Annotated in this window: 29 protein-coding genes; 9 read left to right on the plus strand and 20 right to left on the minus strand. The window is 42.3% G+C overall.

Annotated elements, in window-relative coordinates; translation table 11 throughout:
- Positions 1–21: 21 nt before the first annotated feature.
- From yqgP to JQX68_RS12775, 6 genes are all read right to left on the minus strand, one after another.
- On the minus strand, positions 22–1533 hold the full coding sequence (gene yqgP / locus JQX68_RS12750; protein WP_147772240.1) for a rhomboid protease YqgP: 1512 nt from the start codon (positions 1531–1533) through the stop codon (positions 22–24).
- Positions 1534–1622: 89 nt separating this feature from the next.
- Positions 1623–1796, minus strand: a complete 174-nt coding sequence (locus JQX68_RS12755) for a hypothetical protein (protein ID WP_003230126.1) — start codon at positions 1794–1796, stop codon at positions 1623–1625.
- 66 nt (positions 1797–1862) lie between these two features.
- Positions 1863–2426 carry a 5-formyltetrahydrofolate cyclo-ligase gene (locus JQX68_RS12760; protein ID WP_147772241.1) on the minus strand — a complete coding sequence of 188 codons (564 nt, stop codon included), beginning with the start codon at positions 2424–2426 and terminating at the stop codon, positions 1863–1865.
- Positions 2427–2510: 84 nt separating this feature from the next.
- Entirely contained in the window at positions 2511–2660 is a 150-nt protein-coding gene (rpmG, locus tag JQX68_RS12765; protein ID WP_003153056.1) for a 50S ribosomal protein L33, read from the minus strand.
- 83 nt (positions 2661–2743) lie between these two features.
- Entirely contained in the window at positions 2744–3823 is a 1080-nt protein-coding gene (locus JQX68_RS12770; protein WP_147772242.1) for a glycosyltransferase family 4 protein, read from the minus strand.
- A gap of 5 nt (positions 3824–3828) precedes the next feature.
- Positions 3829–4290 carry a hypothetical protein gene (locus tag JQX68_RS12775; RefSeq protein WP_147772243.1) on the minus strand — a complete coding sequence of 154 codons (462 nt, stop codon included), beginning with the start codon at positions 4288–4290 and terminating at the stop codon, positions 3829–3831.
- 179 nt (positions 4291–4469) lie between these two features.
- Between JQX68_RS12775 and JQX68_RS12780 the strand changes: the two genes are divergently transcribed.
- Both JQX68_RS12780 and JQX68_RS12785 read left to right on the plus strand, forming a co-directional pair.
- The gene (locus JQX68_RS12780; protein WP_014477348.1) at positions 4470–4823 is read left to right on the plus strand and encodes a hypothetical protein; all 354 of its coding nucleotides are present in this window, start codon (positions 4470–4472) and stop codon (positions 4821–4823) included.
- Complete coding sequence (locus JQX68_RS12785) at positions 4820–5284, plus strand: endolytic transglycosylase MltG (RefSeq protein WP_040082620.1); 465 nt, start codon at positions 4820–4822, stop codon at positions 5282–5284. The genes JQX68_RS12780 and JQX68_RS12785 overlap by 4 nt, the downstream gene beginning before the upstream one ends.
- A gap of 30 nt (positions 5285–5314) precedes the next feature.
- Here the strand turns inward: JQX68_RS12785 and pstB (JQX68_RS12790) are convergent, their stop codons facing one another.
- The 9 genes from pstB (JQX68_RS12790) to JQX68_RS12830 form a co-directional block, all read right to left on the minus strand.
- Positions 5315–6097 carry a phosphate ABC transporter ATP-binding protein PstB gene (pstB, locus tag JQX68_RS12790; RefSeq protein ID WP_040082619.1) on the minus strand — a complete coding sequence of 261 codons (783 nt, stop codon included), beginning with the start codon at positions 6095–6097 and terminating at the stop codon, positions 5315–5317.
- A 10-nt stretch (positions 6098–6107) separates the two neighbouring features.
- Entirely contained in the window at positions 6108–6917 is an 810-nt protein-coding gene (gene pstB / locus JQX68_RS12795) for a phosphate ABC transporter ATP-binding protein PstB (RefSeq protein ID WP_014664617.1), read from the minus strand.
- A 20-nt stretch (positions 6918–6937) separates the two neighbouring features.
- Complete coding sequence (pstA, locus tag JQX68_RS12800; protein ID WP_014664618.1) at positions 6938–7822, minus strand: phosphate ABC transporter permease PstA; 885 nt, start codon at positions 7820–7822, stop codon at positions 6938–6940.
- Positions 7822–8751 carry a phosphate ABC transporter permease subunit PstC gene (pstC, locus tag JQX68_RS12805; RefSeq protein WP_147772244.1) on the minus strand — a complete coding sequence of 310 codons (930 nt, stop codon included), beginning with the start codon at positions 8749–8751 and terminating at the stop codon, positions 7822–7824. Before pstC ends, pstA begins: the two co-directional genes overlap by 1 nt.
- Positions 8752–8818: 67 nt before the next feature.
- Entirely contained in the window at positions 8819–9721 is a 903-nt protein-coding gene (locus JQX68_RS12810) for a phosphate ABC transporter substrate-binding protein (RefSeq protein WP_147772245.1), read from the minus strand.
- 154 nt (positions 9722–9875) lie between these two features.
- The gene (pbpA, locus tag JQX68_RS12815; RefSeq protein WP_147772246.1) at positions 9876–12026 is read right to left on the minus strand and encodes a penicillin-binding protein 2A; all 2151 of its coding nucleotides are present in this window, start codon (positions 12024–12026) and stop codon (positions 9876–9878) included.
- Between the two features lie 113 nt (positions 12027–12139).
- Positions 12140–13432 carry an MFS transporter gene (locus JQX68_RS12820; RefSeq protein ID WP_014664622.1) on the minus strand — a complete coding sequence of 431 codons (1293 nt, stop codon included), beginning with the start codon at positions 13430–13432 and terminating at the stop codon, positions 12140–12142.
- Positions 13433–13538: 106 nt separating this feature from the next.
- Complete coding sequence (gene sodA / locus JQX68_RS12825) at positions 13539–14147, minus strand: superoxide dismutase SodA (RefSeq protein WP_069839500.1); 609 nt, start codon at positions 14145–14147, stop codon at positions 13539–13541.
- A 178-nt stretch (positions 14148–14325) separates the two neighbouring features.
- Positions 14326–14808, minus strand: coding sequence for a DUF456 domain-containing protein (locus tag JQX68_RS12830; RefSeq protein WP_014664624.1), 483 nt, complete (start codon positions 14806–14808; stop codon positions 14326–14328).
- A gap of 109 nt (positions 14809–14917) precedes the next feature.
- Between JQX68_RS12830 and JQX68_RS12835 the strand changes: the two genes are divergently transcribed.
- From JQX68_RS12835 to ispG, 3 genes are all read left to right on the plus strand, one after another.
- Positions 14918–15679: a DUF1189 domain-containing protein gene (locus JQX68_RS12835; protein ID WP_103030659.1), complete on the plus strand. Its 762-nt coding sequence runs from the start codon at positions 14918–14920 to the stop codon at positions 15677–15679.
- Between the two features lie 94 nt (positions 15680–15773).
- Positions 15774–16073: a LysM peptidoglycan-binding domain-containing protein gene (locus JQX68_RS12840; protein WP_040082610.1), complete on the plus strand. Its 300-nt coding sequence runs from the start codon at positions 15774–15776 to the stop codon at positions 16071–16073.
- Between the two features lie 122 nt (positions 16074–16195).
- A complete protein-coding gene (gene ispG / locus JQX68_RS12845) occupies positions 16196–17329 on the plus strand; it encodes a flavodoxin-dependent (E)-4-hydroxy-3-methylbut-2-enyl-diphosphate synthase (protein ID WP_080487989.1) in 1134 nt (377 codons plus the stop codon).
- Between the two features lie 25 nt (positions 17330–17354).
- Here the strand turns inward: ispG and JQX68_RS12850 are convergent, their stop codons facing one another.
- Positions 17355–17744 carry a DUF308 domain-containing protein gene (locus JQX68_RS12850; protein WP_080478340.1) on the minus strand — a complete coding sequence of 130 codons (390 nt, stop codon included), beginning with the start codon at positions 17742–17744 and terminating at the stop codon, positions 17355–17357.
- Positions 17745–17876: 132 nt separating this feature from the next.
- On the opposite strand from JQX68_RS12850, the gene JQX68_RS12855 reads away from it, so the two are divergent.
- Positions 17877–18458, plus strand: a complete 582-nt coding sequence (locus JQX68_RS12855; protein WP_147772247.1) for a hypothetical protein — start codon at positions 17877–17879, stop codon at positions 18456–18458.
- Positions 18459–18498: 40 nt separating this feature from the next.
- Here the strand turns inward: JQX68_RS12855 and zur are convergent, their stop codons facing one another.
- Positions 18499–18936 (minus strand): zinc uptake transcriptional repressor Zur, encoded by a 438-nt coding sequence (zur, locus tag JQX68_RS12860; protein ID WP_004398578.1) that lies wholly within the window; start codon positions 18934–18936, stop codon positions 18499–18501.
- Between the two features lie 136 nt (positions 18937–19072).
- Positions 19073–19954 (minus strand): YitT family protein, encoded by an 882-nt coding sequence (locus JQX68_RS12865; RefSeq protein WP_147772248.1) that lies wholly within the window; start codon positions 19952–19954, stop codon positions 19073–19075.
- A 115-nt stretch (positions 19955–20069) separates the two neighbouring features.
- Between JQX68_RS12865 and JQX68_RS12870 the strand changes: the two genes are divergently transcribed.
- The gene (locus tag JQX68_RS12870) at positions 20070–20324 is read left to right on the plus strand and encodes a DUF2624 domain-containing protein (protein WP_014664631.1); all 255 of its coding nucleotides are present in this window, start codon (positions 20070–20072) and stop codon (positions 20322–20324) included.
- 26 nt (positions 20325–20350) lie between these two features.
- Here the strand turns inward: JQX68_RS12870 and JQX68_RS12875 are convergent, their stop codons facing one another.
- Together JQX68_RS12875 and cshB are read right to left on the minus strand one after the other, a co-directional pair.
- Entirely contained in the window at positions 20351–21244 is an 894-nt protein-coding gene (locus tag JQX68_RS12875) for a deoxyribonuclease IV (protein WP_095431705.1), read from the minus strand.
- Positions 21245–21253: 9 nt separating this feature from the next.
- Positions 21254–22570, minus strand: a complete 1317-nt coding sequence (gene cshB, locus JQX68_RS12880; protein WP_041521384.1) for a DEAD-box ATP-dependent RNA helicase CshB — start codon at positions 22568–22570, stop codon at positions 21254–21256.
- A 168-nt stretch (positions 22571–22738) separates the two neighbouring features.
- On the opposite strand from cshB, the gene JQX68_RS12885 reads away from it, so the two are divergent.
- Both JQX68_RS12885 and JQX68_RS12890 read left to right on the plus strand, forming a co-directional pair.
- Positions 22739–23476, plus strand: a complete 738-nt coding sequence (locus JQX68_RS12885) for a YqfQ family protein (protein WP_147772250.1) — start codon at positions 22739–22741, stop codon at positions 23474–23476.
- A 122-nt stretch (positions 23477–23598) separates the two neighbouring features.
- Positions 23599–24543 (plus strand): 4-hydroxy-3-methylbut-2-enyl diphosphate reductase, encoded by a 945-nt coding sequence (locus JQX68_RS12890; protein ID WP_147772251.1) that lies wholly within the window; start codon positions 23599–23601, stop codon positions 24541–24543.
- Positions 24544–24551 lie beyond the last annotated feature (8 nt).

A 24551-nucleotide genomic window follows, 5' to 3' on the forward strand; every position in this document is an offset into this window, starting at 1 on the left:
CCCCCTTACCCTATTCCGCCTTTATGATTGTTTATTGTTTTCAATTTGCTGCTGGAGCTCTTTGTAGCGCTTCTCCTTCGGCTTCAGTTTTACAGCCGTTCGGATGGCCTTTTCTGCTTGGCCAAGCTCATTTTTTTCCACATACAATACGGCTAAATAGTAATATGAAGCATGGTCTTTAGGTTCTTTTTTCACTGCTCGTTCCAAAAGGGAAATCGCCTGATCATATTCGCCGAGTTGAATATCAGAAACCGCCAGGATTTTCAACAGATCGGCAGAGGCATCTTTTTGCTCTGCTTCTCCGTTTAGCAATTCCGTTACTTCTTCATACTTTCCTTCCTGATAAAGCTCGCTTGCCTGCTGAATCAGCGCTGACTCCTGGTGGGAAGGCGAATGCAATCCGTAATATAAAAATCCAGCCGCCAAAGCAATCAGTAAAACCGCTGACAACAATCTTTTTCCCAAGGCTCCGGCTTTGGGCAGCCCCAGTGCTGCAGCGGCGAAAAAGCCGCCAATCAAGCCGCCAATATGTCCCGAATTATCAATATTCGAAACCGCAAAACCAAAGCCCAGATTGATGATAATAATGACAATAATATTGGTTCCTATAGTTCTCAAAAACATTTTCCGATTTGACAAAGCTACATACAGCAGTGCGCCTAAGCATCCGAATATGGCTCCTGATGCGCCTGCTGAAGGATACGGGCTGAACACAAAGCTCGCAATCGATCCCGTAATGCCAGCCGCCAGATAAATCAGCAGAAACCTGCCCGATCCATACATGCGCTCAACCGCTGTACCAACCGACCATAAAGCAAGCGTATTAAAAGCTAAATGCGCTATGCCAATGTGAAGCACGATCGGTGTCAGAAGACGCCACCATTCTCCTTGTGCAATCAGGCTGTTCTCCTTTGCTCCAAAAGCGACCAGCGTCTCCGTATTTGTGCTGCCCCCGTTTATTTCGAGCACGAAAAACATTAGGACCTGAAGCGCAATAAATAAATATGTAAAAATGGGTTTTCCGTTTTGAAAAACCGCCGCTTCAGTTTTTCTCTGTTCTTCTTGTTTCAGCACTAACGAAAGGAAGTGTTCCCTTGCCATTTGCTTGTCTTCAAACGAAACGTGTTCTTCTGTACGAAATGATGGAAAAACCGCTTGAAGATCATCTCGAAGCATCGATCCTCTAACGATCACAGGCTCAACTGACACAGTTCCCTTCTCAAAAGGTCGTTTGGAAATTTCTTGCCAGTCATCAACAGGGGCTTCAGTTGAAAAAAATACATTCAGCAGCTTCATCCTTCGTCTGCCCAATTGATTTCTGACTCTTTCTACTCGTTCGGCCTGCTCTTCGATGTCTCTAACCATTTCTTGACGGAAATCAAGATCGTGCTTATAAAGACGAACTAGATCATAAGGGGACTTGTCCGGCGCTTCCAGCCATATTTCATCTGGCTCGCCGGCTTGTATGACGCCATACCCGCTTTTCACCAGGTGCGTTGCCAATTTCCAATATGTATACTCCAGCAAAAACATATTTACCGCTCCAATAGTTTTTTTTCATTATAACAGCTGGCGTTCCGAAACGCCTACTGAAAGCAAAAAATCCCGTTTTTCACGGGATTTTAGAAAGCTTGCTGTATAAACTTATTGCGGATAAACGGAATTCTTAAAAACAAATGGATAAAAGACCGCCTGATTCCTGGCTGGCTGAGTACAGTATTCATAAGACGGTAGCGATTTTGATAAAACATGACGGCTGAAACAGCAAAAATGGCATAAATCAAAAGTTTTTTCATGATATCCCTCCTGCCAATAGGGTTTGTTATTCTACCTGATTTATTCTCGAAAAAGAGGCAGGAAAGTTATGAATAACAAGAAATGATGCGATCCTCTGTTATCAGCTTATGTACCGGCATGTCATGCGGCAGACGGGGTACGTGCGCAAACAGCTGACACTCGAAAAGCAGAGAGACTGACTTTCCTTGATATTTACTTAAAAAACGATCATAATAGCCGCCTCCAAAGCCGATCCTAAACCCGTTAACATCAAAACAAACACCTGGAACGATCACCAAGTCAATTTGTGATTGGTTTACTTCTTTTGTTTTTTCAATTATCGGCTCAAGGAGTCCGGCGTAAACGGTTTCGAGCTGATCATCAGTCTGATATGCGCGAAATTGCATTTTCTTCGTGTCCGGATGGCATTTGGGGATGCAAACTTGCTTTCCTTCCTCCCAAGCCTGCTCAATGACAGGACGCGTCGGTATCTCTAGTCCTCTGGAAATGGTGACGGCAATGGTGCTGGCATTTTGCCAGTCCGGCAGAGAAATCAAATACTTATATATACGGTCCGTTTTTTGAAGCAGATCTTCATTTGGTAAAGCAGACAGTGCCGCCATCGTCTGTTTTCTTAATTGTGATTTCATCTCTCATCCCCCTCGGAATAGAAAAAAAGCCAGAACCTTTTTCAAAGCTCTGGCTTTTTTCTTACACCTCAAACAGCAAAGCTGTTATTTTGTTTCACGGTGTAACGTAGATTTTTTATCACGTGGGCAATATTTTTTAAATTCAACGCGGTCTGGATTGTTGCGTTTGTTCTTTTTAGAAATATAGTTACGCTCACCACATTCAGTGCAAGCCAAAGTAATATTAACGCGCATTATTTTCCCTCCAAACTAAAATCATTTACTTATTCAGACTTATATATAATACCACTATAATGGACGGAATGCTAGGCTGTTTTTCAATGAATTGCTGAATTATTGATGATACGCTCATAAAGCTGCACATATGATGACGTAATGAGTCGGGGGTGGTGGAGCTTAAACACTTGTTGTCTGCCAGCTTCTTTTATCCGGCGGGCTCTTTCCCGGTCTTTTAAAAAACGGTCCAGCAGATCAGCCGCTTCCTGTACGAGCGTAAAATCAGCGATGATTGCCGTTTTGTCATGAACGGCATAATCACAAAAACCACCCGACTGAGAAACGACAGTCAGCACACCTTGTTCCATGCTTTCCTGTGCGGCAAGCCCAAACGGTTCATAAGAACTAGGGAAAACAGCCATTTCACAGTGAGACAGTAACATTCTAATGTCTTTCCTATTCAGAAACGGCAGGAACATGACTCGATCCTTTAGGTTCAATGCCGCAGCCAATTTCTCATAGGAGGACAGAGACGGACCTTCCCCAGCCAGCACTAGATAGAGGTCAGGCTGCCGCTTCTTCAAGATGGCAAACACCTTTAACAGCTGAGAAAATCCTTTTTCCGGAACGAACCTTCCATATGAAAAGAGGAATCTTCTATTTATGCTTCTTGGGATTTTCCCCTTCTCTTCCTCCATAGATGCAGGGCTCGGAATAACGGTTGTTTTTTTATATGCTGCCTTATTAAGAGACCGCTTCATAAATGTGCTTAATACGATCAAAGCATCAGCGGACTCTATAAGGAGCTGTTCGGTCTTGAGCCTGTATGGGTGTGGGACTTCTCGGCACACCTTCTTCCTTTCGCTTTCAAGACCGTGGATTGTCGCAGCAAGCGGAAGGCCAAGCCGTTGTTTCAAATACTGGGCGGCAGGGACTGTTGTGTCATCATGAGCATGAATCAGATCAAAGCGTTCATTGCCGGATAACACCTGGCGAACCATTGTAAAGTTAGCATCGGCTATGTAATCTTCAAACTTCGCATATGAAGACAACTGCCTGCTCGGAGTACAAACCGTCATGTTGATATGAGGATTTAAATAGGAAATGAGACGGTTTAAATGGACACCGAGCCCGCTTTTCGGGTCATCGGGATGTTCGAGTGAAAGCATGAGAATGTTCATCGTTCTTATTCCCCTTCTCCATAACAGGTGTATGCAGAAAATTGCGCCTCCCACCTGGTGTGTGCCTCCTCAATCTGAAAGCTGTTTATATGACGGATCCCATTTTCATCAAGATAGATGTCGTCTGTGCAGGCAAGCTTGAGAGAGACATTCATGGAGTTAACCATTCTGTATTCAGCCCGATATACAGCATCACCAGCCGCCTGTCCAATCGTCCATTCCCCTTTATCATACGGTGTGCGTTTAGTCCTGACAGCTTCGTTATCTTTTCTTTTGATGACAATGCGCAATTCTTTCATCATATCCTGCGTTTTTTCGAAAAGGACCGCTTCAGCCAGCCGCATTGTTTCTTCTGAGATTTCCCAGCATACGGTCAAGGTGTGAGCGTTTTGAATGTTCATGTCGAATGTGTCCCTAAAAAAAGAAAGCTTATGTCGTATATTATAGGGAAATGGGTGTTTATCCATGGACTCCTGACATTCTCCTTTCCTATCGTTCACTTAGTGATCCTATTAAACCATTACATAGAGAAGAAGCAAAGAAAGATTTCTCGACAAAATCTCGTTTTTTTCGCGAATTCCTTTAGAAACTATTGGTTTTATGGTATAAAAAAGAAGGATAAAAAAAGAATAGAAGGTGATGAAACGTGGAAATTGCTATTATTGCGTTGTTTATCGTCAGTATAGCGCTAATTGCATTCTCATATTCTCAAAGAGACCCGATGAAAGATGTAGAACAAGAGCTCGAAACTCTGCAGCTTTCTGCGATGCAGGAAATTTACAAGCTCAAAAAGAAAATGACCGTGCTTGAGGAAGAATTACTGGAAACAAACCTTGTCATCCGCAAATCAAAGCAGAGTGACATCAATCAAAAAATTGCTAAACAAATACTTTCTAAATATAATAACGGCATGTCCGCTGAAGCGATTGCTAAAGCTGAGCATGTATCAGTTGAAGACGTAAATACGATTATCAAAGATAACGAGAAGGTGCTCGTATGACAAAACGAGGCATTCAGGCATTTGCTGGCGGCATCATTTTAGCGACAGCCGTTCTTGCAGCTGTTTTTTATCTGACTGACGAAGACCAGGCCGCTGCTGTAAAAGAAAATAAAACAGTAACCGAACAAGACGTGAACAATTACCTTGATTCTAAAAAAATGGTTTCTGTGAATCGCGATGAATATCAAAAACTTCTCGATTCAAAAGAGAAATCCTTGACCAATGACAGCGGATCAGACACGAAAACAGACAAGGTCAAAACGTACAAACTGAAAATTAAAGACGGCATGAGCACTGCAGATGTATCTGCTCTTCTTGAAAAAGAAGGCATTATCTCCTCGGCTCAAGACTTTAATGACTATGTCATTGATGCCGGCTATCACAAAGAAATCCGTGCCGGCGAGTTTAAAGTAAAATCAGATATGAGCTTTAAAAAGCTCGTAAAAACGTTAACACGATAAAAAACAGGCTGAAGACTCAGCCTGTTTTTTTCAACCAAACTTTCCTGTAATGTAATCGAGGGTTCTTTGGTCCTGCGGGTTAGAGAACATTTTATTCGTATTGTCGCATTCAACAAGCTCGCCCATATAGAAAAAGGCGGTTTGATCAGAAACCCTTGCTGCCTGCTGCATGTTATGCGTGACAATGACAATCGTATATTTATTTTTCAGCTCAAGAATGAGTTCTTCAATTTTTCTTGTTGAGATTGGATCTAATGCAGATGTCGGTTCATCCATCAGCAAAATATCTGGATTGGTCGCAAGTGCCCTGGCGATACAAAGACGCTGCTGCTGGCCGCCTGACAAGGAAAGAGCGGACGTATGCAATCGATCCTTCACCTCATCCCATAACGCCACGTCTTTCAATGATTTTTCCACAATTTCTTGAAGCTTCTTTTTATTTTTGGTGCCGTGGACTCTCGGTCCGTAAGCTACATTATCAAAAATAGATTGGGGAAACGGGTTCCCTTTTTGGAATACCATACCGATATTTTTTCGCAAATCCACGATATCCACTTTATCTTTTAAAATGTTGCTGCCATTATAATTCAGCTCACCTGCAAGCTTTACATTCGGCGTCATTTGAATCATTAAATTCAATGTTTTGATAAAGGTCGATTTCCCGCATCCCGATGGCCCGATAATCGCCGTGACCTCGTTTTCATGTATGCTCAAATTGATATTTTTTAAAGCATGATGCTGTCCATACCATAAGTTCATTCCATTGACTTGATAGACTTCCTGTTTCATTACAGCTTCGGTAGCAATGCTCATTGCCGCCCTCCTATCCGAATTTCCCGTTAATATAATCCTCTGTCTTTTGCTGTTTCGGACTCGTGAAGATCTGTTCAGTCTGTCCGTATTCTACAAGCTCGCCGTTTAAAAAGAATGCCGTCCGATCAGAAACCCGCAGAGCCTGCTGCATATTGTGTGTGACTATAATAATCGAGTATTCTCTTTTCAATTCTGTTATTAATTCCTCTATTTTTGCATTTGAAATCGGATCAAGCGCTGAAGCTGGTTCATCAAGCAGAAGAACAGCCGGCTTCATCGCAAGCGTTCTCGCAATGCACAAACGCTGCTGCTGGCCGCCGGATAACGAGAGTGCGGATGAATGTAAACGATCCTTCACCTCATCCCAGAGCGCTGCTTTTGTTAAACTCTCTTCCACAATTTGATCTAAGGCCGCTTTATTACGCTCTCCGGCATATTTCAATGCATGTGTGATATTTGCATAGATCGATTTCGGAAAAGGATTTGGTTTTTGAAAAACCATTCCGATTTCTCTTCTCAAGCTGACGACGTTAATATTGCCGCCCAATATGTTTAATCCTTCATAAAGGATTTCACCTTCAGCTCTTGCAGAAGGAATTAAATCATTCATTCGGTTAATATTTCTCAAAAAAGTAGATTTTCCGCATCCTGACGGCCCAATTAAAGCAGTCACCGCATTCTTTTCAATATCCATGTTCACATGATGAACCGCTTGTTTATTTCCGTAAAAAATAGACAGGTCTTTGACCTCAAGCACGTGGTTCTGCTTCGGAACAATAACAGCTCGCTCAGGTTTTTCTTTTACCATTTGTTCAGACATGTTTTTCGCCTCTTTCCGTACTAATTTGCCGTAAGCTTTTTGTAGATCATCGTGCCAAGCCATCTCGCTGCGAGATTAAACACAAGAACAGAAATCACCAGCACAGCAGAACCACCATTGGCAATCGCTTCAGCATCCGGAATCATTCCTTGCGTATTTACGTTCCAAATGTGGACCGCAAGTGTTTCAGCGGGCCTGAAAATATTAAGCGGCGATGTTTCCGAAAACGGATTCCACTCCGTAAAATTAAGACGCGGTGTTGTCAGGCCGGCTGTAAATAATAATGCTGCCGCTTCTCCGAACACTCTTCCTGACGCTAAAATGGCTCCAGTAATGATAGAAGGGATCGCACTTGGAATTAAAACGGTTTTTACAGTATGCCAGCGTGATACCCCTAAAGCGAGAGAGGCTTCCTTCAGATCCTTAGGGACTGAACGAATCGCGTCTTCTGTCACACGCACCATGACAGGAAGGTTAAAAACAGTTAACGCAAGCGCCCCGCCTATGATCGTATATCCCCAGCCTGTTAAGTTGACAAACATCAATAATCCAAACATCCCAATGACAATAGACGGGAGAGATGAAAGCACCTCGATACATGTTCTGATGAAATCAGTCACTTTGTTATTAGGCGCATACTCAGCCATGAACACTCCGCCTCCCACACCGAGCGGGATTGTAATCAGCATCGTAATCAATAAAATATAAAAGGAGTTAAACAGCTGGTCGCGTATGCCTCCACCGGCTGCAATGGCGCTCGATTTTGTCGTAATAAAATGAAAGCTGAGCTGAGAAACACCGTTTATAATAATATAGGAAAACAAACCTACTAAAATGGCAGCGATAATGGCTGCACACAAACCAAACATTCCGGTCGCCAGTTTATCTGTTATTTTGCGGTTCATTACACTTTCCTCCTAGATGACAAGTAGCGAATAAGCAGGATGAACAAGAATGACATCGCCAGAAGCACAAGCCCCATTGACCACAGCGTATTGTTTTCAACACTTCCGTATGTGGTGTGGCCCATATTCAGCGTGATGATCGTTGTCAGCGTTCCCGCAGTGTCAAACAGGCTTTCCGGCAATACTCTTGTATTTCCTATGACCATCTGAACAGCCAAAGCTTCACCGAACGCCCGAGCCATGCCTAACACAACAGCTGTCATTAATGTTGGAAAAGCCGCAGGCACAAGTACTTTTCTGATCGTCTGCCATCTCGTCGCACCAAGCGCGTAAGAACCCTCTCTTAAGCTCTTCGGAAGAGAAGCCATTGCGTCAGCAGAAATTGATGTAATGGTCGGCAGAATCATGACGGAAAGGACAATCGTTCCCGCCAATAAACTGTGCCCTGTCCCGCTCGATTTGAACTCGGCGATAAACGGCACCAATACTGTAAGACCTATGAATCCATAAACAACAGATGGAATGCCGACTAAAAGCTCAATCACAGGCTGCAGCACTTTTTTCCCCCAATTCGGGGCAATCTCTGTCATAAAAATCGCTCCTGCAATGCCAAGCGGAGCAGCGATCAGAGCAGAAAGAATCGTTACTGCAAACGAGCCAAAAATAAATGGCAGCACTCCGTATTTCGGATCACTATCTGTAGGATTCCAATTTAAGCTCGTTAAGAATTCAATTGGGCTTACACCATTTACAAGAAAAGATTGCAGCCCCTTAATGCCGAGGAAAATGGTGATCGCCACAGATGCCGCAATCATAATGAGCGCACATGCTGTCACCATCATTCTTCCGCGAACTTCATCCAATTGCCGATTTTGCCTCGAGCTGATTAAACGCTCGCTCACAGACATATTTTCTCTATTGTTTATCATTTTTTACACTCCTATGAATGTGTTAAGAGGAGAAACGGTTGTCCCCGCACTCCTCTTTTTATTAAGATCAGCTTTGCTTCCCGTTGGCATCACGTGTCACTTTCATATCAGTAACCGGAATGTAGCCTTGGTCAGTAACAATGCTTTTTTGAATGTCTTCACTCTTTAGATAATCGAGAAACTCTTTAGCTAAACCTGTCGCTTCACCTTTTGTATAAGAATGCTGATAAGCCCAGATTGGATACTCGCCAGTTGCTACATTTTTCGCTTCAGGCTTAACTTCATCAATAGATAGCGCAGTTACTTTGTCATCTGTTAAATATGAGAATGCAAGATATCCAATCGCTCCCGGAGTATCAGCAATGATCTTTTTCACTGTGTTGGAGGAATCTTCAGTAATGCCTTCTGCAGGTTCTGCTCCATCAAGCGCATACTTCACAAATGTAGCACGTGTGCCAGAAGAATCAGGACGGTTTACAAGTGTAATCTTTTGGTCTTTGCCGCCAAGCTCTTTCCAGTTTTTGATTTTGCCAGTGAAGATTTTTTTCAATTCATCTTTTGAAATATCCTTCACACCAGCATTAGGGTTTACAGCTGCTGCCATACCAACTACTGCGACTTGATGATCGACAAGCGCTTTTGCATCGATGCCTTCTTTTTCTTCAGCAAAAACGTCTGAATTCCCGATCTGAACAGCTCCTTCTGAGACTTGAGAAAGCCCTGTTCCAGAACCGCCAGCTTGTACCTGTATATCAGCATCAGGGTTTTCTTCCATAAATTTTTCCGCGGCAGCAAGTACTAGCGGCTGCATAGCCGATGAACCAGAAATGGTTAAAGAACCTGATGCCTTTTCTTCTCCTTTTGCAGAATCGCTATTCGATTTTTTACTTTCTCCTGCATTTCCGCATGCAGCTGCAATCATCATAAAAGCAGCCATCAGAAGCATAAGCACCAATTTGTTTTTTTTCATTTCCTGAATTCCCCCTGCGTATAATGTGTAATTTGTCCTACACGTATAGAGTAAAGGTTCTATGTAAAAAGGGTTTGAATCGAATGTTAAGGTTTTGTAAATCAATGCGTTTTTTTGTATAAAAAAAACGCCCACATTATGTGAGCGTTTCTTTTTAGTTATCAGAAGACGTTGTGTTTTCTGCATTTTCTTCGATTTTGTCTTTATTCTTTTGTTGCGTATCTTCTTTGTCCTGCTTCGATTTCAGCTCAAAATATTTATCCATTACTTCCCTGCCGATTTCGTTTGTAATGGTATATTTAGCGCTGTAATCAATATAAGCCCAAGGGACTACTACAGAGATGGCAATCTCAGGATTATCAGCCGGTGCATAGGCAACAAGTGTCGTATTATAAGTCGCTGTTCCCGTTTTTGATTTATCAGGTCCATCATAGAACGATTGTGCTGTTCCTGTTTTACCGGCAGGCTGATAGGACGCTGAAGCAAATTGGCTGGCAGCTGTCCCTTTTGTCATCACCCGTCTGAATCCGGCCTGAACCTCTTTAATGTATTCACTCTTCATGTCGATTTTATTCAGCACTTCAGGCTGAACGGATTGTACGACAGCACCGATCCCTCTTTTAGCATCAGGTTCTCTGACTTCCTTTACAAGCTGAGGCTTTAAGCGATATCCGCCGTTTGCAATCGTTGATACGTATTGCGCAAGTTCCAGTGGTGTATACGTATCGTATTGGCCGATCGCATAGTCAAGCAAGAATCCCGTCAATCTGTCTGTTCCTTTATAGCCTGTCATTTCATTCGGAAGATCAATTCCAGTTTTGACACCTAATCCAAATTGACTGAAGTAATTACGGAACGTATCAAAGGCCGTTGTATCAATCGGTAAAGCCTGGTGCGGTTTATATTCACCTTTTCCGAGCGCAATCGCAGTTTTAAACATAAATACGTTGGAAGACTGCTCTAAGGCTCTTTGAATATTGACCGGTCCTAAATTAGTCCATGATTTTTTACCATTTTTATCCTGACCGATATACAATGGTTCATCCTGAAAAACTGTATTTAGATTGATGGCTCCGGTTTGAAGGCCTGTCAAGACTGTTGCGCCTTTGACTGCTGAACCCATGGCGTAAGATGACGTCATTGTACCTAAAGCATAATCATCAATTTTATATTTCCCATTTTCTTGTTTAATCTGCTTGCCCGCCATTGAAAGCACTTCACCGTTTCTTGGGTCCATCATCACAACGAATGCCCGGTCTAACAATTGAGTGCTTGGTCTTGCTTTAGCAGATTTGAGGTTCTTCTCAATGATTTTTTCCACTTCTTTTTGCAAATCAATGTCAATCGTAAGTACGAGATCTTTACCGGCTTTGCCTTCAGATACCGTTTTTGTTCCCGTGACATTGCCGTTTGAATCTGTGATATTTTCGACTTTGGCTTTTTGGCCCTGCAGAAGGCTTTCGTATTGGTATTCCAAATAGCTTTTTCCGACCCTGTCATTACGGCTGTAGCCAAGCGACAGATAATGGTCGAGCAAGTTGGACGGCAATCCTTCATTAGAGCTGGAAACACTTCCGAGCACTGAGCGAAGAAGGTTTTTATACGGATATTCACGTTCCCAATCGGAGGTGACATCAACACCCGGCAGTTCGTCTAAATGTTCACTTACCACTGCCATTTCCTTCGCTGATACATCTTCGTTTTTGATATATTGAGGGGTCAATGCATAGCCCGAATCCATCTGTCTTTTGATAGCGAGGATCTGCATATCTTTATCCGTCAATTCATTCAGCTGCTTATCAGTAATCCGTTTTAGCTGAAGCTGGTATAAATCGTCATCGGATATTTTTTTGTCTTCAACCTGCTGTCTTTCTTTAGAGCTAATCAGCTTTTTTGCTTCTTTCGGTCTAGTCAAAATCCAATAATCTTTTTTATCCCGTTCTGTTACTTTTTTTGTATCGACTTTGATCATGTCAGACAGCTTTTTTGCGATCTTTAAGCGCTGTTCTTGCGTGGTCGATTTAGATCTTGTGTATGTGATTGCATTTAAAGCCTTGTTTGTCACAATGGCATTAAAGTTTCGATCATAAATTTTCCCGCGCGGCACCGCCGAGCTGACTTCACTTTGTTCCTGCTTATTCGCTTGATTTTTGTAATCATCGCCTTGCACGATCTGCTTAATGCCCAATTCCACAATGATCCAGGTGAATATAACAAAGGCCGCTAAAAATAAAATATTCAGCCGGATCGGAAGCGACTTCTTTTTCTCTTTATGATTTTGTTTTTTTGGTTTATTTCTCCTCATAACATCACCTTTTTCTATTTACAGAAAGAAAAGACACTCAGTAAGAGTGCCAGTTTTCATTTTAAAGGTTTTTTCGACTTTTTTCTACAGATAACCCCTTTTTGGCAAAAAAATTATCTCTCGCCTTTTAAAAGGGTCGGTTCTGTTACCCGTTTTTGGCCGTCTTCTTCCATGGTTTCATTTTCCCCTTCCTTCTCCTTAAAACGGATATCCTTGACAAAGTAATAAATCAAAGGATGTCCTATACCTAATATCGCAAGTGACAAAGGAATCCCCACGTCCTCTTTCAGAAGGGCCACGATCAGGAGGAAGCATAAAATCGAAACAATTCTGCCGGCGTTCAAAAACATTTCCCTTAGCACGATATATTCAATTCTTGCTTTTCTGGCATGCCTCGCGCGCCCTATCACATCATATGTAAGTGATACATATGGCACAAGCAACAGAGGATAGCCGATGGCAATAAAAACGCCATACGTTAATAATGTCGAAAAGCTCATATGGAACAGAATCAAAAACAGCGCGCCATACAAAATAAGTCCGCCCAGCAAAATCGATTTTTTTCTGGCCTTTTTCTTAATCAGCCTAGATGCAAAGTAGTAGGCAAAGAAGGAAACAGCTGAATTGACAAGACCGAATGTACCGAGAGCAAGTTCGCTGTTTGTCTCAATAAATACAAACACACTGATTAAAAAGACAAAAATCCCTTCTCTCAAGCCCTGAAAAAAATGCGCATTCGTAATTCTCCGCCAATTCATATTGCTATGGCGCTCTCCAAATACTTTGCTCAGCATAAAACGGCCCTTTGATTCTCTCCGTTTTAAGAAAAAGCTCATCACGACAGCGAGGGCAAATAAGCTGAGGGAGAGACTGAAAATGACTGTATAACCCGTATTATTTTCAAGCCTTGAGATCACAAATCCCGCTACAATCGGGCCGATCATTCCTGCAGAGGAAGACAGAATGCCCATAAACCCGTTGAAAAAGTCTCGCGTATCCGGCTCTGTTATTTCAAAGGTCAGCACGTTAAACGCTAGCCAATAAAAGCCATAGCCCACTCCGAGCACCGCTCCGATCAGCACGAGACGGCTGGCCGCCGTTTCTCCGGCTAAAAGCACACTTAAATAAAAGGCAGCTAAGAAAATGACGCCGAATCTTAAAATAAACACCCTGTCTATTTTTTTGGCTAACCGTCCAGCCAAATAAAAGGTTATCGGCTGCATTGTCACAACGGATAAATTATATATCGCCAAATCAATAAATTTCCCTGACTGCTTCCAAAGATACACATTAACAAATGTATTGGACAGTGCAATTCCCAGCGAGTAAAGCCCGCCAATGGTCAGCAGAAAGAGTAACCCTTTGTTTACGTCTACATCGCCTATCACTTTTTTTAGTTTGCTCATTACTGACTCCCCTTTACTATCCCTTAGTCTGTCTCACTCAAACCGAGATATGTAAAAAGAAGACATAAAAAAACAAGGTCCTTTATTGAGGACCTTGTTTGTGTCATTATTTTGCTTCGCTGTATAGACGAGCCACTTCATCCCAGTTTACAACTTTCCAGAAAGCTGAAATGTAATCAGGACGGCGGTTTTGATAGTTAAGATAGTAAGCATGCTCCCAAACGTCAAGACCCAAGATAGGCGTTTTGCCTTCTGAAAGTGGAGAATCTTGGTTTGGCGTGCTTGTGATTTCAAGTTTGCCGTTGTTCACAACAAGCCATGCCCAGCCAGAACCAAAGCGTCCAGCCGCTGCAGCTGCGAATTGCTCTTTGAATTTGTCAAAGCTTCCAAATACACTGTTGATCTCTTCAGCAAGCGCGCCAGTCGGTTCGCCTCCGCCGTTTGGAGATAAAAGTGTCCAGAATAATTTGTGGTTCGCATGTCCGCCGCCGTTATTGCGGACTGCAGTGCGGATGTTTTCAGGAACAGAATCAAGATCTGCAACAAGCTCTTCAACTGATTTGTTTGCAAGAGCAGTGTTTCCTTCAACCGCTTTGTTTAAATTTGTAACGTATGTGTTGTGGTGTTTCGTATGGTGAATAGTCATAGTTTCCTTGTCGATATGCGGTTCTAAAGCATCGTACGCATATGGTAATTCTGGAAGTTCGTAAGCCATGATAATTCCTCCTTAATATATATGTACTGAAATGCCGCTTCACAGCGAGCCTTTCTTCATTCAATGTAACAAAAGAATGCATTGTAATCAATGAAAAAGCTCACAATTTGGCTCATTTCAGCGGACATATTTCACTTTAACCGATATTCAGCCCCATTAAACCTGTCCCCAGCATTTCTTATAGGACCGTCCATAAAAAATATCCGATCATCAAAAGCTGTATGATGCCCTTTGCAATGACCCCTGTTAAAAAACCAATGAGTGAACCGAGGCCAATTTTAAACGCTGACTTTAAGTCCTTCTGATGGACGATAAGTTCTGCACAAACAGCACCGATAAACGGACCCAATATGATCCCTGCAACCGGAATGACAAAAGGTCCGATTAATAAACCGATCGTGCTTCCCCATATGGCGGCCTTGCTTCCTCCGAACCGTTTCACTCCAAGCAGATTAGATACGTAATCTGCCGCGAATAATACTGCAGCAAAAACTGCCTCAACGAGCCAGAACATATAAGAATACGGACTGAATGAAAATAAAAATCCGTATAATATGAATCCGGCAACAATAAATACTACACTCGGAATAACAGGATACACCAGCCCGATAAAGGCGATGATAAAAACCGCTGCAATTAACAGCCAATACAACATATCCATAGCTTCCATCCTCCCATTTTACTCTGTCTTCTTCATGTCTTCCTTGTATTCACATGCATGCAACGATACAATAAGCAACATATATTAGTTTAGCTAGGAAGTGAAGATAGTGAATGTGTTTCAGCTTTTCATTAAAAGTACATACTCTCCCCGTGATATTGCAAAAACAAGATTTCAAGGAATCGGTAAAGCGATTCTTTATGTATTTTTGCTCTCTGTCCTGTTTGCAATCCCTACCGCTTATTATGTAAGTACAGGGACCGTAAAATCCATGAACGGCTTTAAAACTGTTTTAAACAAAGATTTCCCTGATTTCACAATTTCAAACGGCAAACTTCAAACGGATGAGAAAAAAGCCACGGAATCTCAGGCAAATGGTTTCGTTATCGTGTTCGATCCGACAGACGCCTATGGCACGAAACAAATTGAAGCAAAACAAAACGCGATCGGCATCCTTCAGAACAAATTTGTTTTGGCCATTGACGGACAAGCCCAAGAAATGCCTTACTCAATGATGCCGTCAGAGTTACAGAAAAAAGATGTCATTGCAGGTTTAAACCAAAATAAAGCGATGATCGTAACTGTTCTCTCAGCACTTATTTTTCTCGTAACAGCAGCGGGGAAATTTATTGAAGTGTCATTCTTAGCGCTTATCGGGTTAATCATTAAGAATTCGCAGAAAAAACATCTATCCTATCATCAGCTCTGGAAGCTTTCTGCTTATTCCATCACCCTTTCGACTGTATTCTTTACAATCATGCGGGCATTAGAAGCAACCGTTCCAAGTGAATTTTTGCTTAACTGGTTTGTCAACTTTGTCATTCTGTTTCTCGTTTTAAAAGAGATTCCGTCCAAAAAAGCTCCTGTATAAACCGAGACTGCATTCGCAGTCTCTTTTCTTTTGTCATGATTCTAAATGGACAAGCATACTATGGTATAAAATTTCGTATGCGGGAGGAAAAGCGATGAAGCGTCTCACCTTAGTATGCAGTATTGTTTTTATTCTCTTTATTCTTTTTTATGACCTTAAAATTGGAACGATACCCATTCAGGACCTCCCTGTCTATGAAGCATCAGCAAAAACTGTTTCACAAGAACCAGCATATAAAACGGTGAAGGTAAAGCCGGGTGATACGGTTATGTCGATAGTCGGATCAGCAGGTTCCCCAGATGACATTGTAAAGGATTTTGAAGCACTGAATCCGAATGTGAAAGCCAACGCCATTCAAGCCGGAACAGCGTACAAATTCCCGGTCTACCCTTAATTTAACGTTAATTTCTTGTCAGTTCGGCGAAGACACTGTTACAATGTAATTTGTAAAATAAATTCACATAAACCATACTAGAATTGTTATATCTAGAAGCGGCAACTACAATTAAGGAGCGATTGCAAGTGAGTGAAATCACACATCGTACAAAAACGCGTCCCGTCAAAGTGGGACCTTTAACAATAGGCGGCAACAATGAAGTTGTCATCCAAAGCATGACAACAACTAAAACACATGATGTAGAAGCAACGGTTGCGGAAATTAACCGTTTGGCTGAAGCCGGATGCCAAATTGTTCGGGTAGCATGTCCGGATGAACGGGCGGCAAACGCCATTGCGGATATTAAAAAGCGCATTTCCATCCCTCTCGTTGTTGACATACATTTCGATTATAAACTTGCGTTGAAGGCCATTGAAGGCGGCGCAGATAAAATCCGAATCAATCCCGGCAACATCGGCCGTCGCGAAAAAGTGGAAGCGGTTGTTAAAGCGGCCAAAGATAAGGGCATTCCGATCAGAATCGGAGTAAACGCAGGTTCACTTGAAAAACGGATTTTAGAAAAATACGGTTACCCGACTGCCGACGGAATGGTAGAAAGTGCACTTCATCACATTAAAATTCTTGAAGATCTTGATTTTCACGATATTATCGTCAGCATGAAGGCATCTGATGTGAACCTTGCGATCGAGGCCTATGAAAAAGCGGCAAAAGCGTTTGACTACCCGCTGCACCTCGGCATCACCGAGTCAGGAACACTGTTTGCCGGCACAGTAAAAAGCGCAGCAGGGCTCGGCGCCATTTTAAGCAAAGGCATCGGAAACACCCTGCGCATTTCATTAAGCGCAGACCCTGTGGAAGAGGTAAAAGTAGCAAGGGAGCTTCTGAAATCTTTCGGTTTAGCGTCCAATGCTGCCACGCTCATTTCATGCCCGACTTGCGGCCGTATTGAGATTGACCTGATCAGCATTGCCAATGAAGTGGAAGAATATATCTCTAAGATAAAAGCGCCGATTAAAGTGGCTGTTCTCGGCTGCGCTGTAAACGGACCTGGTGAAGCGAGAGAAGCTGATATCGGAATCGCCGGCGCACGCGGTGAAGGACTGCTGTTCCGGAAAGGAAAAATTGTCCGTAAGGTTCCCGAGGAAACGATGGTTGAGGAACTCAAAAAAGAAATTGACATTCTTGCTGAGGAACACTATGCAAAGCTTGAAGCTGAAAAAGCAAATTTAAAAGAAGAAACACAAAAAGCTTGACGGGAACCCGTCAAGCTTTTTTGTGTTAGAAAAATGGAATAATAAATATTCCAAGCACTAATGAAACGACACCGATACCCATTGCCCAAGCACCCAGTCCTTGAGCACCTCTTCTTCTTGCGATATAGCCGACAATAATACCGGCAGCTCCCAATAAAACAGGCAGTACAAACAATGAAATAATGGACAAGGCTAAAGCGATATATCCTATTCCCCGTCCTTCATTGACATTGCCGCCGCTGCGATCGTTATCTCGGTCATTGCTGCGGTCAGCAGCACGATAAGGCTCTGCAATTTCAGCAGCTGTTTCCTCAAAAAAACCGTCATTGTCGCGGGTAATATTTGTTCCTTCAGATCCATGATCAACATAGTAACTGTTGTTATCACGCTTTTCGTAATCGTATGCCACCTTCAATTCCCCCTTCTGTTTTATTAAAGGAGCTTTTATAGTTTGATCCATTTTGCCTGATTCATGTTTGCTAAACTTTTCTGTTAATGTCAATTGTTTATGTTACACTTGAAAGGATGAAACTGAAGGAGTGTGGGCATGTTACGCTTAGGAATAGATATTGACGGCACAATTACGGCTCAGGATACATTCGTCCCTTATTTGAACCGTTCGTTTAATCTTTCCATTTCATTAAACGATATGACGGATTATGATTTAACAAAACTGTTAAATATTACAAAGGAAGAATTTTGGAATTGGATGAATCAAAATGAAGCGATCATATATAAGGAAGCATTGCTTGCACAGCATGCAAAACAGTCACTTGACCTCCTCAAAGAGGAGCACAAGCTTATTTATATTACAGCGAGACGGACTCATTTAACTGATGTTACCTATGAATGGTTTGACAGACAAAACATTCATTATGATCACATCGAACTCGTTGGCGGTCATCACAAAGTTGAAGCGGTCAAAAACCATAACATCGACCTGTTTTTTGAGGATCATCATGGAAACGCCATGATGATTGCGAAGGAAGCCGGAATTCCGGTGATTTTGTTTAATTCCCCTTATAATCAGCTTCCGATTGATTCAAGCATCATCAGAGTGAACAACTGGCTAGAAGCCGTCCAATGGATGAACAACAACAAGCACCACTTGATACGTGTCAATAACTAAAAAAGGAGCCCAAACCGGGCCCCTTTTTCATATATTCGCATTACGCAGTAGTGTTTTCTTGGTTTTCCGCTGTACAATCAGGGCAAGTGCCGTAAATCTCAAATTTATGCCCGCTGACCTGATAGCCATCCAAATCATCACAAAGCTTGTCCATCGGACATGATTCAATTTCCTTTGTTTTGCCGCAGGCAAGACAAATAAAATGATGATGGTGATGAGTGAATGAACACTTAAATCGGAAGAGCTTTTCACCAGACAGCTCAGTTGTTTCCAAAATCCCAAGTTCTTCATATAAAGAAAGGTTTCTATAGATTGTATCAAAGCTTAAGCCTGGATAATCATCATTTAATGCAGACAGTACGTTTTTAGCGGTAAGATATCTGTCTGAATCAGCAAAAAGCTGCAGCATATCCTCCCGTTTGTTTGTATATTTATATCCGTTTTCTTTTAGTAGGTTCAGCGCTTCTTGTACGTTCATGAAGGGTCCCCCTTTTCGCTTTGCTTAAGAACGTATCCCATGTATGAAAAAGAAAATGGCAGCTGTCTGTCAGCAAGCCATTTTCTTTACTGCAGATAAAATTATACCCATAAAATGAATAAAAGTAAATGAAAGCCTAGTGGATTGCGTTTTTGAATTTTCCGCCTCTCGTTTCATGAGTATTCATAATTGTGATGAATGCATTTTGATCAACTTCAAACACGATTGATTTGAGCTTTGTCACTTCCAGCCTTGTGACAACCGCGTAAATCACGTCCTTTTCTTCGTCCGTATATCCGCCTTTGCCCTTCAGCTTTGTTGTTCCCCGGCCGAGACGGTGCAAAATAGCATCCGAAATCTCATCATACTGATCAGATACAATAATGACCGCTTTTGTTTCATCAAGCCCTTGGATGACGGCATCAATGGTTTTCATCGCAATGTAATAAGTCATGAAAGAGTACATCGCTTGCTCAGGACCAAACTCAAAACTAGCCCAAATGAAAATGAAAACATTGATGAGCATAACGAACTCACCCACTGAAAAAGGCAGCTTTTTCGTCAGCAAAATACCGAGGATTTCAGTGCCATCCATTGAACCTCCGTTTCGTATAACGAGCCCGACGCCAAAGCCGAGCAAAAGACCTCCGAACACAGTAGCCAAAATAGGCTGGGTTGTAAAGGCTTCTACATGGTGAAGTGAGGATTCAATAACGGCAAGCCCGACAATCCCTATAAAAGTAGAGACAAGGAAGGTCTTACCGATATATTTATATCCGAAGATCATAAAAGGAATATTTAATATGACAACGAAAAAAGCGAAATTCAGAAAGGGGTTTGATATAAAGAGGTGGTCTAAAATAAGTGATACACCGATGATCCCGCCATCAATAAAATCATTGGGGATTAAAAATAATTCGATACTTACAGCCGCAGATGCAGCTCCTGCCAGAATCATAAAGACCCTGAAAATAAAATGGGAAAATGTTTCTCTCTTATGTTGTTTTGTTGGGGTCATAAAATCTCCTTTCCTGCAATAACTATTTTAAATACATTATAAATCTATTTTACCATTAAACACTGACACATTTTACTGATTTGCCCATACATTAAGTCTGGAGGTGGAATGATCGATGATTTTATTTCAAAGAATTATTTTGCAGCGGCTTAATCAGGCTACTGCTGACGATTTGCTGAAGTACTCAAAACAATACGGAATCAGCTTAACAAGATCGCAGGCCGTTGAAGTGGCGAACCTGTTAAACGGCAAAAATGTAAACATCTTTAATGAGAGTGAACGGATGCGGCTGTTGAAACAAGTAGAGACAATTACATCGAAAGAAACAGCTCAAACCGTTAATGAACTATTCAAACAATTCACAAGCTAAAAAATGGGGGTGTTATCCCCCATTTTTTATTGCTGTAAAATCTTTTCGAGCAATGTATCATCAAATTGTTTTTCTTTCAGCATTTCGATCTCAAAACGGTATGGCGGTTTTTTGTTCTTTTTATCCTCACCGACATACGGTGTTTCTAGAATTTTAGGAATGTCTTTTAACTGCTCATGGTGAACAACATATTGCAGAGCGTCAAAACCTATTTCACCAAAGCCGATATTTTCATGGCGGTCTTTTCTCGCGCCTTTGACATTTTTGCTGTCATTAATATGAAGCACTTTAATACGGTCAATGCCGACGATTTTATCGAACTCACTCAGCACCCCGTCAAAGTCCTCAACAATGTTATACCCGGCATCATGTGTATGGCACGTGTCGAAGCACACTGACAAATGCTCATTGTGTGTAACGCCTTCGATAATCTGTGCAAGCTCCTCGAAGCTTCTGCCGCATTCTGATCCTTTACCTGCCATTGTTTCTAATGCAATCTGGACATTTTGTTTTGGATCAATCACTTCATTTAAACCTTCAATAATTTTTTTGATGCCGGCTTCAGCTCCTGCTCCTACATGAGCGCCAGGATGAAGGACAATTTGCTTCGCTCCGATGGCCGCTGTCCGTTCAATTTCAGAACGAAGAAAATCAACCCCCAGCTCAAAAGTGGACGGATTTGTCGTGTTGCCAATATTAATAATATAAGGCGCATGTACGATAATCTCGTCAATGCCGTTTTCTTGCATATGTGCTCGGCCTGCTTCTATATTTAAGTCTTCAATTTTCTTTCGGCGCGTATTTTGCGGTGCGCCTGTATAGATCATAAACGTGTTCGCCCCATAAGAGACTGCTTCCTGGCTTGCTGCCAGAAGCATATGTTTTCCGCTCATAGAGACGTGTGAGCCTATTCTCAACAACAGGTTCCCCTACTTTCTTTTCTTAGATTGGTTTCTTCTCTGTTTTTTCTTGATTTTCTCCATCTCATAGCTCATTTTCTTTTTATATCCAGGCTTAACCTTCTTCGGCTTTTTCACGAGACGATGAGCAATTTCGTCTGCTTCGTTCGGCGTTTTTTTACGCTTTTTGCGGCGCTGGCGGTCATCGCCTTTTTTCCATTCGCCCTTTTCAAGCTCTAAGTAATCAAATTCGATGCCCATTTTCTCAAGTTTTACTAATGCATCCTCATCAGAAAGCTCATAAATGGTCATCGCTTGTCCTGATGAGCCGGCTCGGGCCGTTCTGCCCACACGGTGAACATAGAAATCGAGATCATCCGGCAGCTCATAGTTGATAACATGGCTGACACCTTTAATATCAATGCCTCTTGCAGCAAGGTCAGTTGCAATGACATAAGTGAATTCTAAATCATTAATCTGCTTCATGACTTTTTTCCGCTCACGTGGTGTTAATCCGCCGTGCAGCAGGCCGATTTTCATGCCTTTGCCAGTCAGATACTGGGCAATATGGTCAGCCGTGTTTTTCGTGTTGGCAAACACAATCCCCAGGTATGGATTCAGATGCGACATGATGTCAAAAAGGAGCTTGTCCTTGTCACGATGTTTCGAAGGGATAAGGATATGCTCAATTTTCGCAGCAGTCACCTGCTTTGGCTCCACATGGGCGTATTTTGGATTTTCCATGTATTTCTTTAAAAATGGTTTCAGCTTTTCCGGTATGGTCGCTGAGAACACAAGCATTTGCAGATCCTCAGGCATACGGGAACCGATGTAATCTACATCTGCAAGGAATCCCATGTCCAGCATTAAATCCGCTTCATCAATAACAAGAGCTTCCGCTTTATGAACACTTAACGCCTGTTCTTTGATTAAATCAGCAATCCGTCCGGGTGTACCGACAACAAGATGCGGCTGTATTTTCAATTTATCAATTGATTTTTGTTTGTCGGTGCCTCCGATAAAACATTTCGAGCGAATCTGACTTCCTTCTTCACCCTGCGTGATTTTAAGCGCTTCCTGATAAATCTGGTTGGCAAGCTCTCTTGTCGGAGCCGTAATAACAACCTGAACGACATCCTTAGCAGGATCGATTTTGTTTAATAAAGGCAGTAAATAAGCGTGGGTTTTTCCAGTTCCCGTCTGAGACTGGCCGATGACGCTTTCTTTTTTTAGCACTGCAGGAATCAGCCTTTTCTGGATATCAGTCGGTTCGTAAAAACCAAGGCGATGTACTGCATCTATAATAAACGGTTTCAATTCATAAAGTTCAAATTTCGTTTCTTTCATTTTTCCCAGCTCCTTAAAGCGGCACATTATGTGTCCATCATCACATTATACCCGATTTCGCTTAAAAACACCACGTTTGCAAGGCGTTTGTTTTATTCAGTTATGTAAAGCAAATACCGCAGTCCCTGCATATTCTAATAGCAGAGAGAGCTGAAAGGAGGTACAAGTATGTTTTCACCGCAGCAGCCAATGAGAAATTATCCACAGCCCGGACCGCCCCGCCCTATGCCAAATCAGCGAATGATGGGGAGAAGACCGCCTAATATGCGAGGGCCTTCATTTGGAGCACAGCAGCAGGGTTTTCAGCAAGCGGGACAATTTCTTCCTCAGGCAAATGCCGGAGCGAGAAATGGTGCGGGCGGAGGCTTAAAAGGGATGCTGTCAAAGTTCCTCCCCGGCGGAGGAGGCGCTGGCGGCGCCGGCGTTTCCGGCGTTCCTGGAGCAGGTGCAGCAGCGAGCGGAGGTGCAGGTCTGCAAGGCATTCAAAATATCGCCAATCCTGCATCTTTATCCAGTATGCTTGGAAATGTGCAAAAAGTACTCGGCATGGCGCAGCAAGTCACCCCTATGATCCAGCAGTACGGCCCTTTAGTCCGCAATCTGCCGTCATTGATGAAGCTGTACAGCCAATTAAGTAAAAGTGATGATACAGAGACAGAGAGCGATGAGGAAAGTAAAAAACAATCGGATTCAGATGAATCATCAGAAAAAGAGAAAGAGGATGAAACAAAAACCTCAGGCGGGAACAAAAAATCAAAACCAAAAAGTTCTTCTCTGCCTAAGAAATCAAAAACACCTGACAATAAAGAGCAAGAATCAAAAACATCTGCTCCGAAGAAAAAAGAAGCTGCCTCTCCTGCCCCAAAAAGAACATCAGGCAGTTCAAAACCGAGATTATATATTTAACATTCTTTGATATCTGAAGTGAGATTGGCTATAATGAGATCAGAAGAATGCAAGAATAGAGCCGTTTGATTACGGCTTTTTATATTGCCTTTACTCACTTCAGTATTGGAGGACAACCGAAAATGGACGTAATTAAAATTTCGCCGCGCGGCTATTGCTATGGCGTTGTTGATGCTATGGTCATTGCCAAAAATGCGGCACTAGATAAAAGTTTGCCAAGACCCATCTATATACTCGGGATGATTGTTCATAATAAACACGTCACTGATGCGTTTGAAGAGGAAGGGATTTTTACATTGGACGGCGCTAACCGTCTGGACATTCTTAAGCAGGTTGAAAAAGGAACTGTCATTTTCACTGCGCACGGTGTTTCTCCCGAAGTCAGAAGAATCGCAGAAGAAAAAGGATTGGTTGCAATTGATGCTACATGTCCGGATGTGACGAAAACTCATAATCTAATCTTAGAGATGAAAGAAAAAGGATATCACGTGATCTATATCGGCAAAAAAGGGCATCCAGAGCCTGAGGGAGCCGTTGGCGTAGCGCCGGAAATCGTTCACTTAGTTGAAACAGAAGAAGATGTAAAAAACCTTGATATCCAAGCAGATAAGTTAATCGTGACGAATCAAACAACCATGTCTCAATGGGATGTTCACGACATTATGGAGCTTGTCAAAGAAAAATATCCTCATGTCGAATATCACCAAGAGATTTGCCTTGCTACTCAAGTGCGGCAGGAAGCTGTATCAGAGCAGGCGAAAAAAGCGGACTTAACAATCGTTGTCGGAGACCCGAAAAGCAACAATTCAAATAGGCTTGCACAAGTGTCAGAGGAAATAGCCGGCACAAAAGCATACCGGATCGGCGACTTAAGCGAATTAAAGCTTGAATGGCTGAAAGGCGTTAATACCGTTGCAGTTACAGCGGGAGCTTCAACACCTACGCCGATCACAAAAGAAGTCATTCGCTTTTTGGAGCAGTACGATCACGAAGATCCATCAACTTGGACAACTGATCACAATGTACCGCTCAAAAAAATACTTCCAAAAGTAAAAGCAAAAAACTGAGGCTGTAA

Origin of the sequence: Bacillus sp. LJBS06 (assembly GCF_016924995.1) — a bacterium.
GTDB lineage: Bacteria > Bacillota > Bacilli > Bacillales > Bacillaceae > Bacillus > Bacillus stercoris.

What these genes read in the sequence shown, in the direction of transcription:
- yqgP (WP_147772240.1), bottom strand. Translation starts at nt 1,533, where the DNA reads ATGTTTTTGCTGGAGTATACATATTGGAAATTGGCAACGCACCTGGTG.
- JQX68_RS12755 (WP_003230126.1), bottom strand. Translation starts at nt 1,796, where the DNA reads ATGAAAAAACTTTTGATTTATGCCATTTTTGCTGTTTCAGCCGTCATG.
- JQX68_RS12760 (WP_147772241.1), bottom strand. Translation starts at nt 2,426, where the DNA reads ATGAAATCACAATTAAGAAAACAGACGATGGCGGCACTGTCTGCTTTA.
- rpmG (WP_003153056.1), bottom strand. Translation starts at nt 2,660, where the DNA reads ATGCGCGTTAATATTACTTTGGCTTGCACTGAATGTGGTGAGCGTAAC.
- JQX68_RS12770 (WP_147772242.1), bottom strand. Translation starts at nt 3,823, where the DNA reads ATGAACATTCTCATGCTTTCACTCGAACATCCCGATGACCCGAAAAGC.
- JQX68_RS12775 (WP_147772243.1), bottom strand. Translation starts at nt 4,290, where the DNA reads ATGGATAAACACCCATTTCCCTATAATATACGACATAAGCTTTCTTTT.
- JQX68_RS12785 (WP_040082620.1), top strand. Translation starts at nt 4,820, where the DNA reads ATGACAAAACGAGGCATTCAGGCATTTGCTGGCGGCATCATTTTAGCG.
- pstB (WP_040082619.1), bottom strand. Translation starts at nt 6,097, where the DNA reads ATGAGCATTGCTACCGAAGCTGTAATGAAACAGGAAGTCTATCAAGTC.
- pstB (WP_014664617.1), bottom strand. Translation starts at nt 6,917, where the DNA reads ATGTCTGAACAAATGGTAAAAGAAAAACCTGAGCGAGCTGTTATTGTT.
- pstA (WP_014664618.1), bottom strand. Translation starts at nt 7,822, where the DNA reads ATGAACCGCAAAATAACAGATAAACTGGCGACCGGAATGTTTGGTTTG.
- pstC (WP_147772244.1), bottom strand. Translation starts at nt 8,751, where the DNA reads ATGATAAACAATAGAGAAAATATGTCTGTGAGCGAGCGTTTAATCAGC.
- JQX68_RS12810 (WP_147772245.1), bottom strand. Translation starts at nt 9,721, where the DNA reads ATGAAAAAAAACAAATTGGTGCTTATGCTTCTGATGGCTGCTTTTATG.
- pbpA (WP_147772246.1), bottom strand. Translation starts at nt 12,026, where the DNA reads ATGAGGAGAAATAAACCAAAAAAACAAAATCATAAAGAGAAAAAGAAG.
- JQX68_RS12820 (WP_014664622.1), bottom strand. Translation starts at nt 13,432, where the DNA reads ATGAGCAAACTAAAAAAAGTGATAGGCGATGTAGACGTAAACAAAGGG.
- sodA (WP_069839500.1), bottom strand. Translation starts at nt 14,147, where the DNA reads ATGGCTTACGAACTTCCAGAATTACCATATGCGTACGATGCTTTAGAA.
- JQX68_RS12830 (WP_014664624.1), bottom strand. Translation starts at nt 14,808, where the DNA reads ATGGATATGTTGTATTGGCTGTTAATTGCAGCGGTTTTTATCATCGCC.
- JQX68_RS12840 (WP_040082610.1), top strand. Translation starts at nt 15,774, where the DNA reads ATGAAGCGTCTCACCTTAGTATGCAGTATTGTTTTTATTCTCTTTATT.
- JQX68_RS12855 (WP_147772247.1), top strand. Translation starts at nt 17,877, where the DNA reads ATGTTACGCTTAGGAATAGATATTGACGGCACAATTACGGCTCAGGAT.
- zur (WP_004398578.1), bottom strand. Translation starts at nt 18,936, where the DNA reads ATGAACGTACAAGAAGCGCTGAACCTACTAAAAGAAAACGGATATAAA.
- JQX68_RS12865 (WP_147772248.1), bottom strand. Translation starts at nt 19,954, where the DNA reads ATGACCCCAACAAAACAACATAAGAGAGAAACATTTTCCCATTTTATT.
- JQX68_RS12870 (WP_014664631.1), top strand. Translation starts at nt 20,070, where the DNA reads ATGATTTTATTTCAAAGAATTATTTTGCAGCGGCTTAATCAGGCTACT.
- cshB (WP_041521384.1), bottom strand. Translation starts at nt 22,570, where the DNA reads ATGAAAGAAACGAAATTTGAACTTTATGAATTGAAACCGTTTATTATA.
- JQX68_RS12885 (WP_147772250.1), top strand. Translation starts at nt 22,739, where the DNA reads ATGTTTTCACCGCAGCAGCCAATGAGAAATTATCCACAGCCCGGACCG.
- JQX68_RS12890 (WP_147772251.1), top strand. Translation starts at nt 23,599, where the DNA reads ATGGACGTAATTAAAATTTCGCCGCGCGGCTATTGCTATGGCGTTGTT.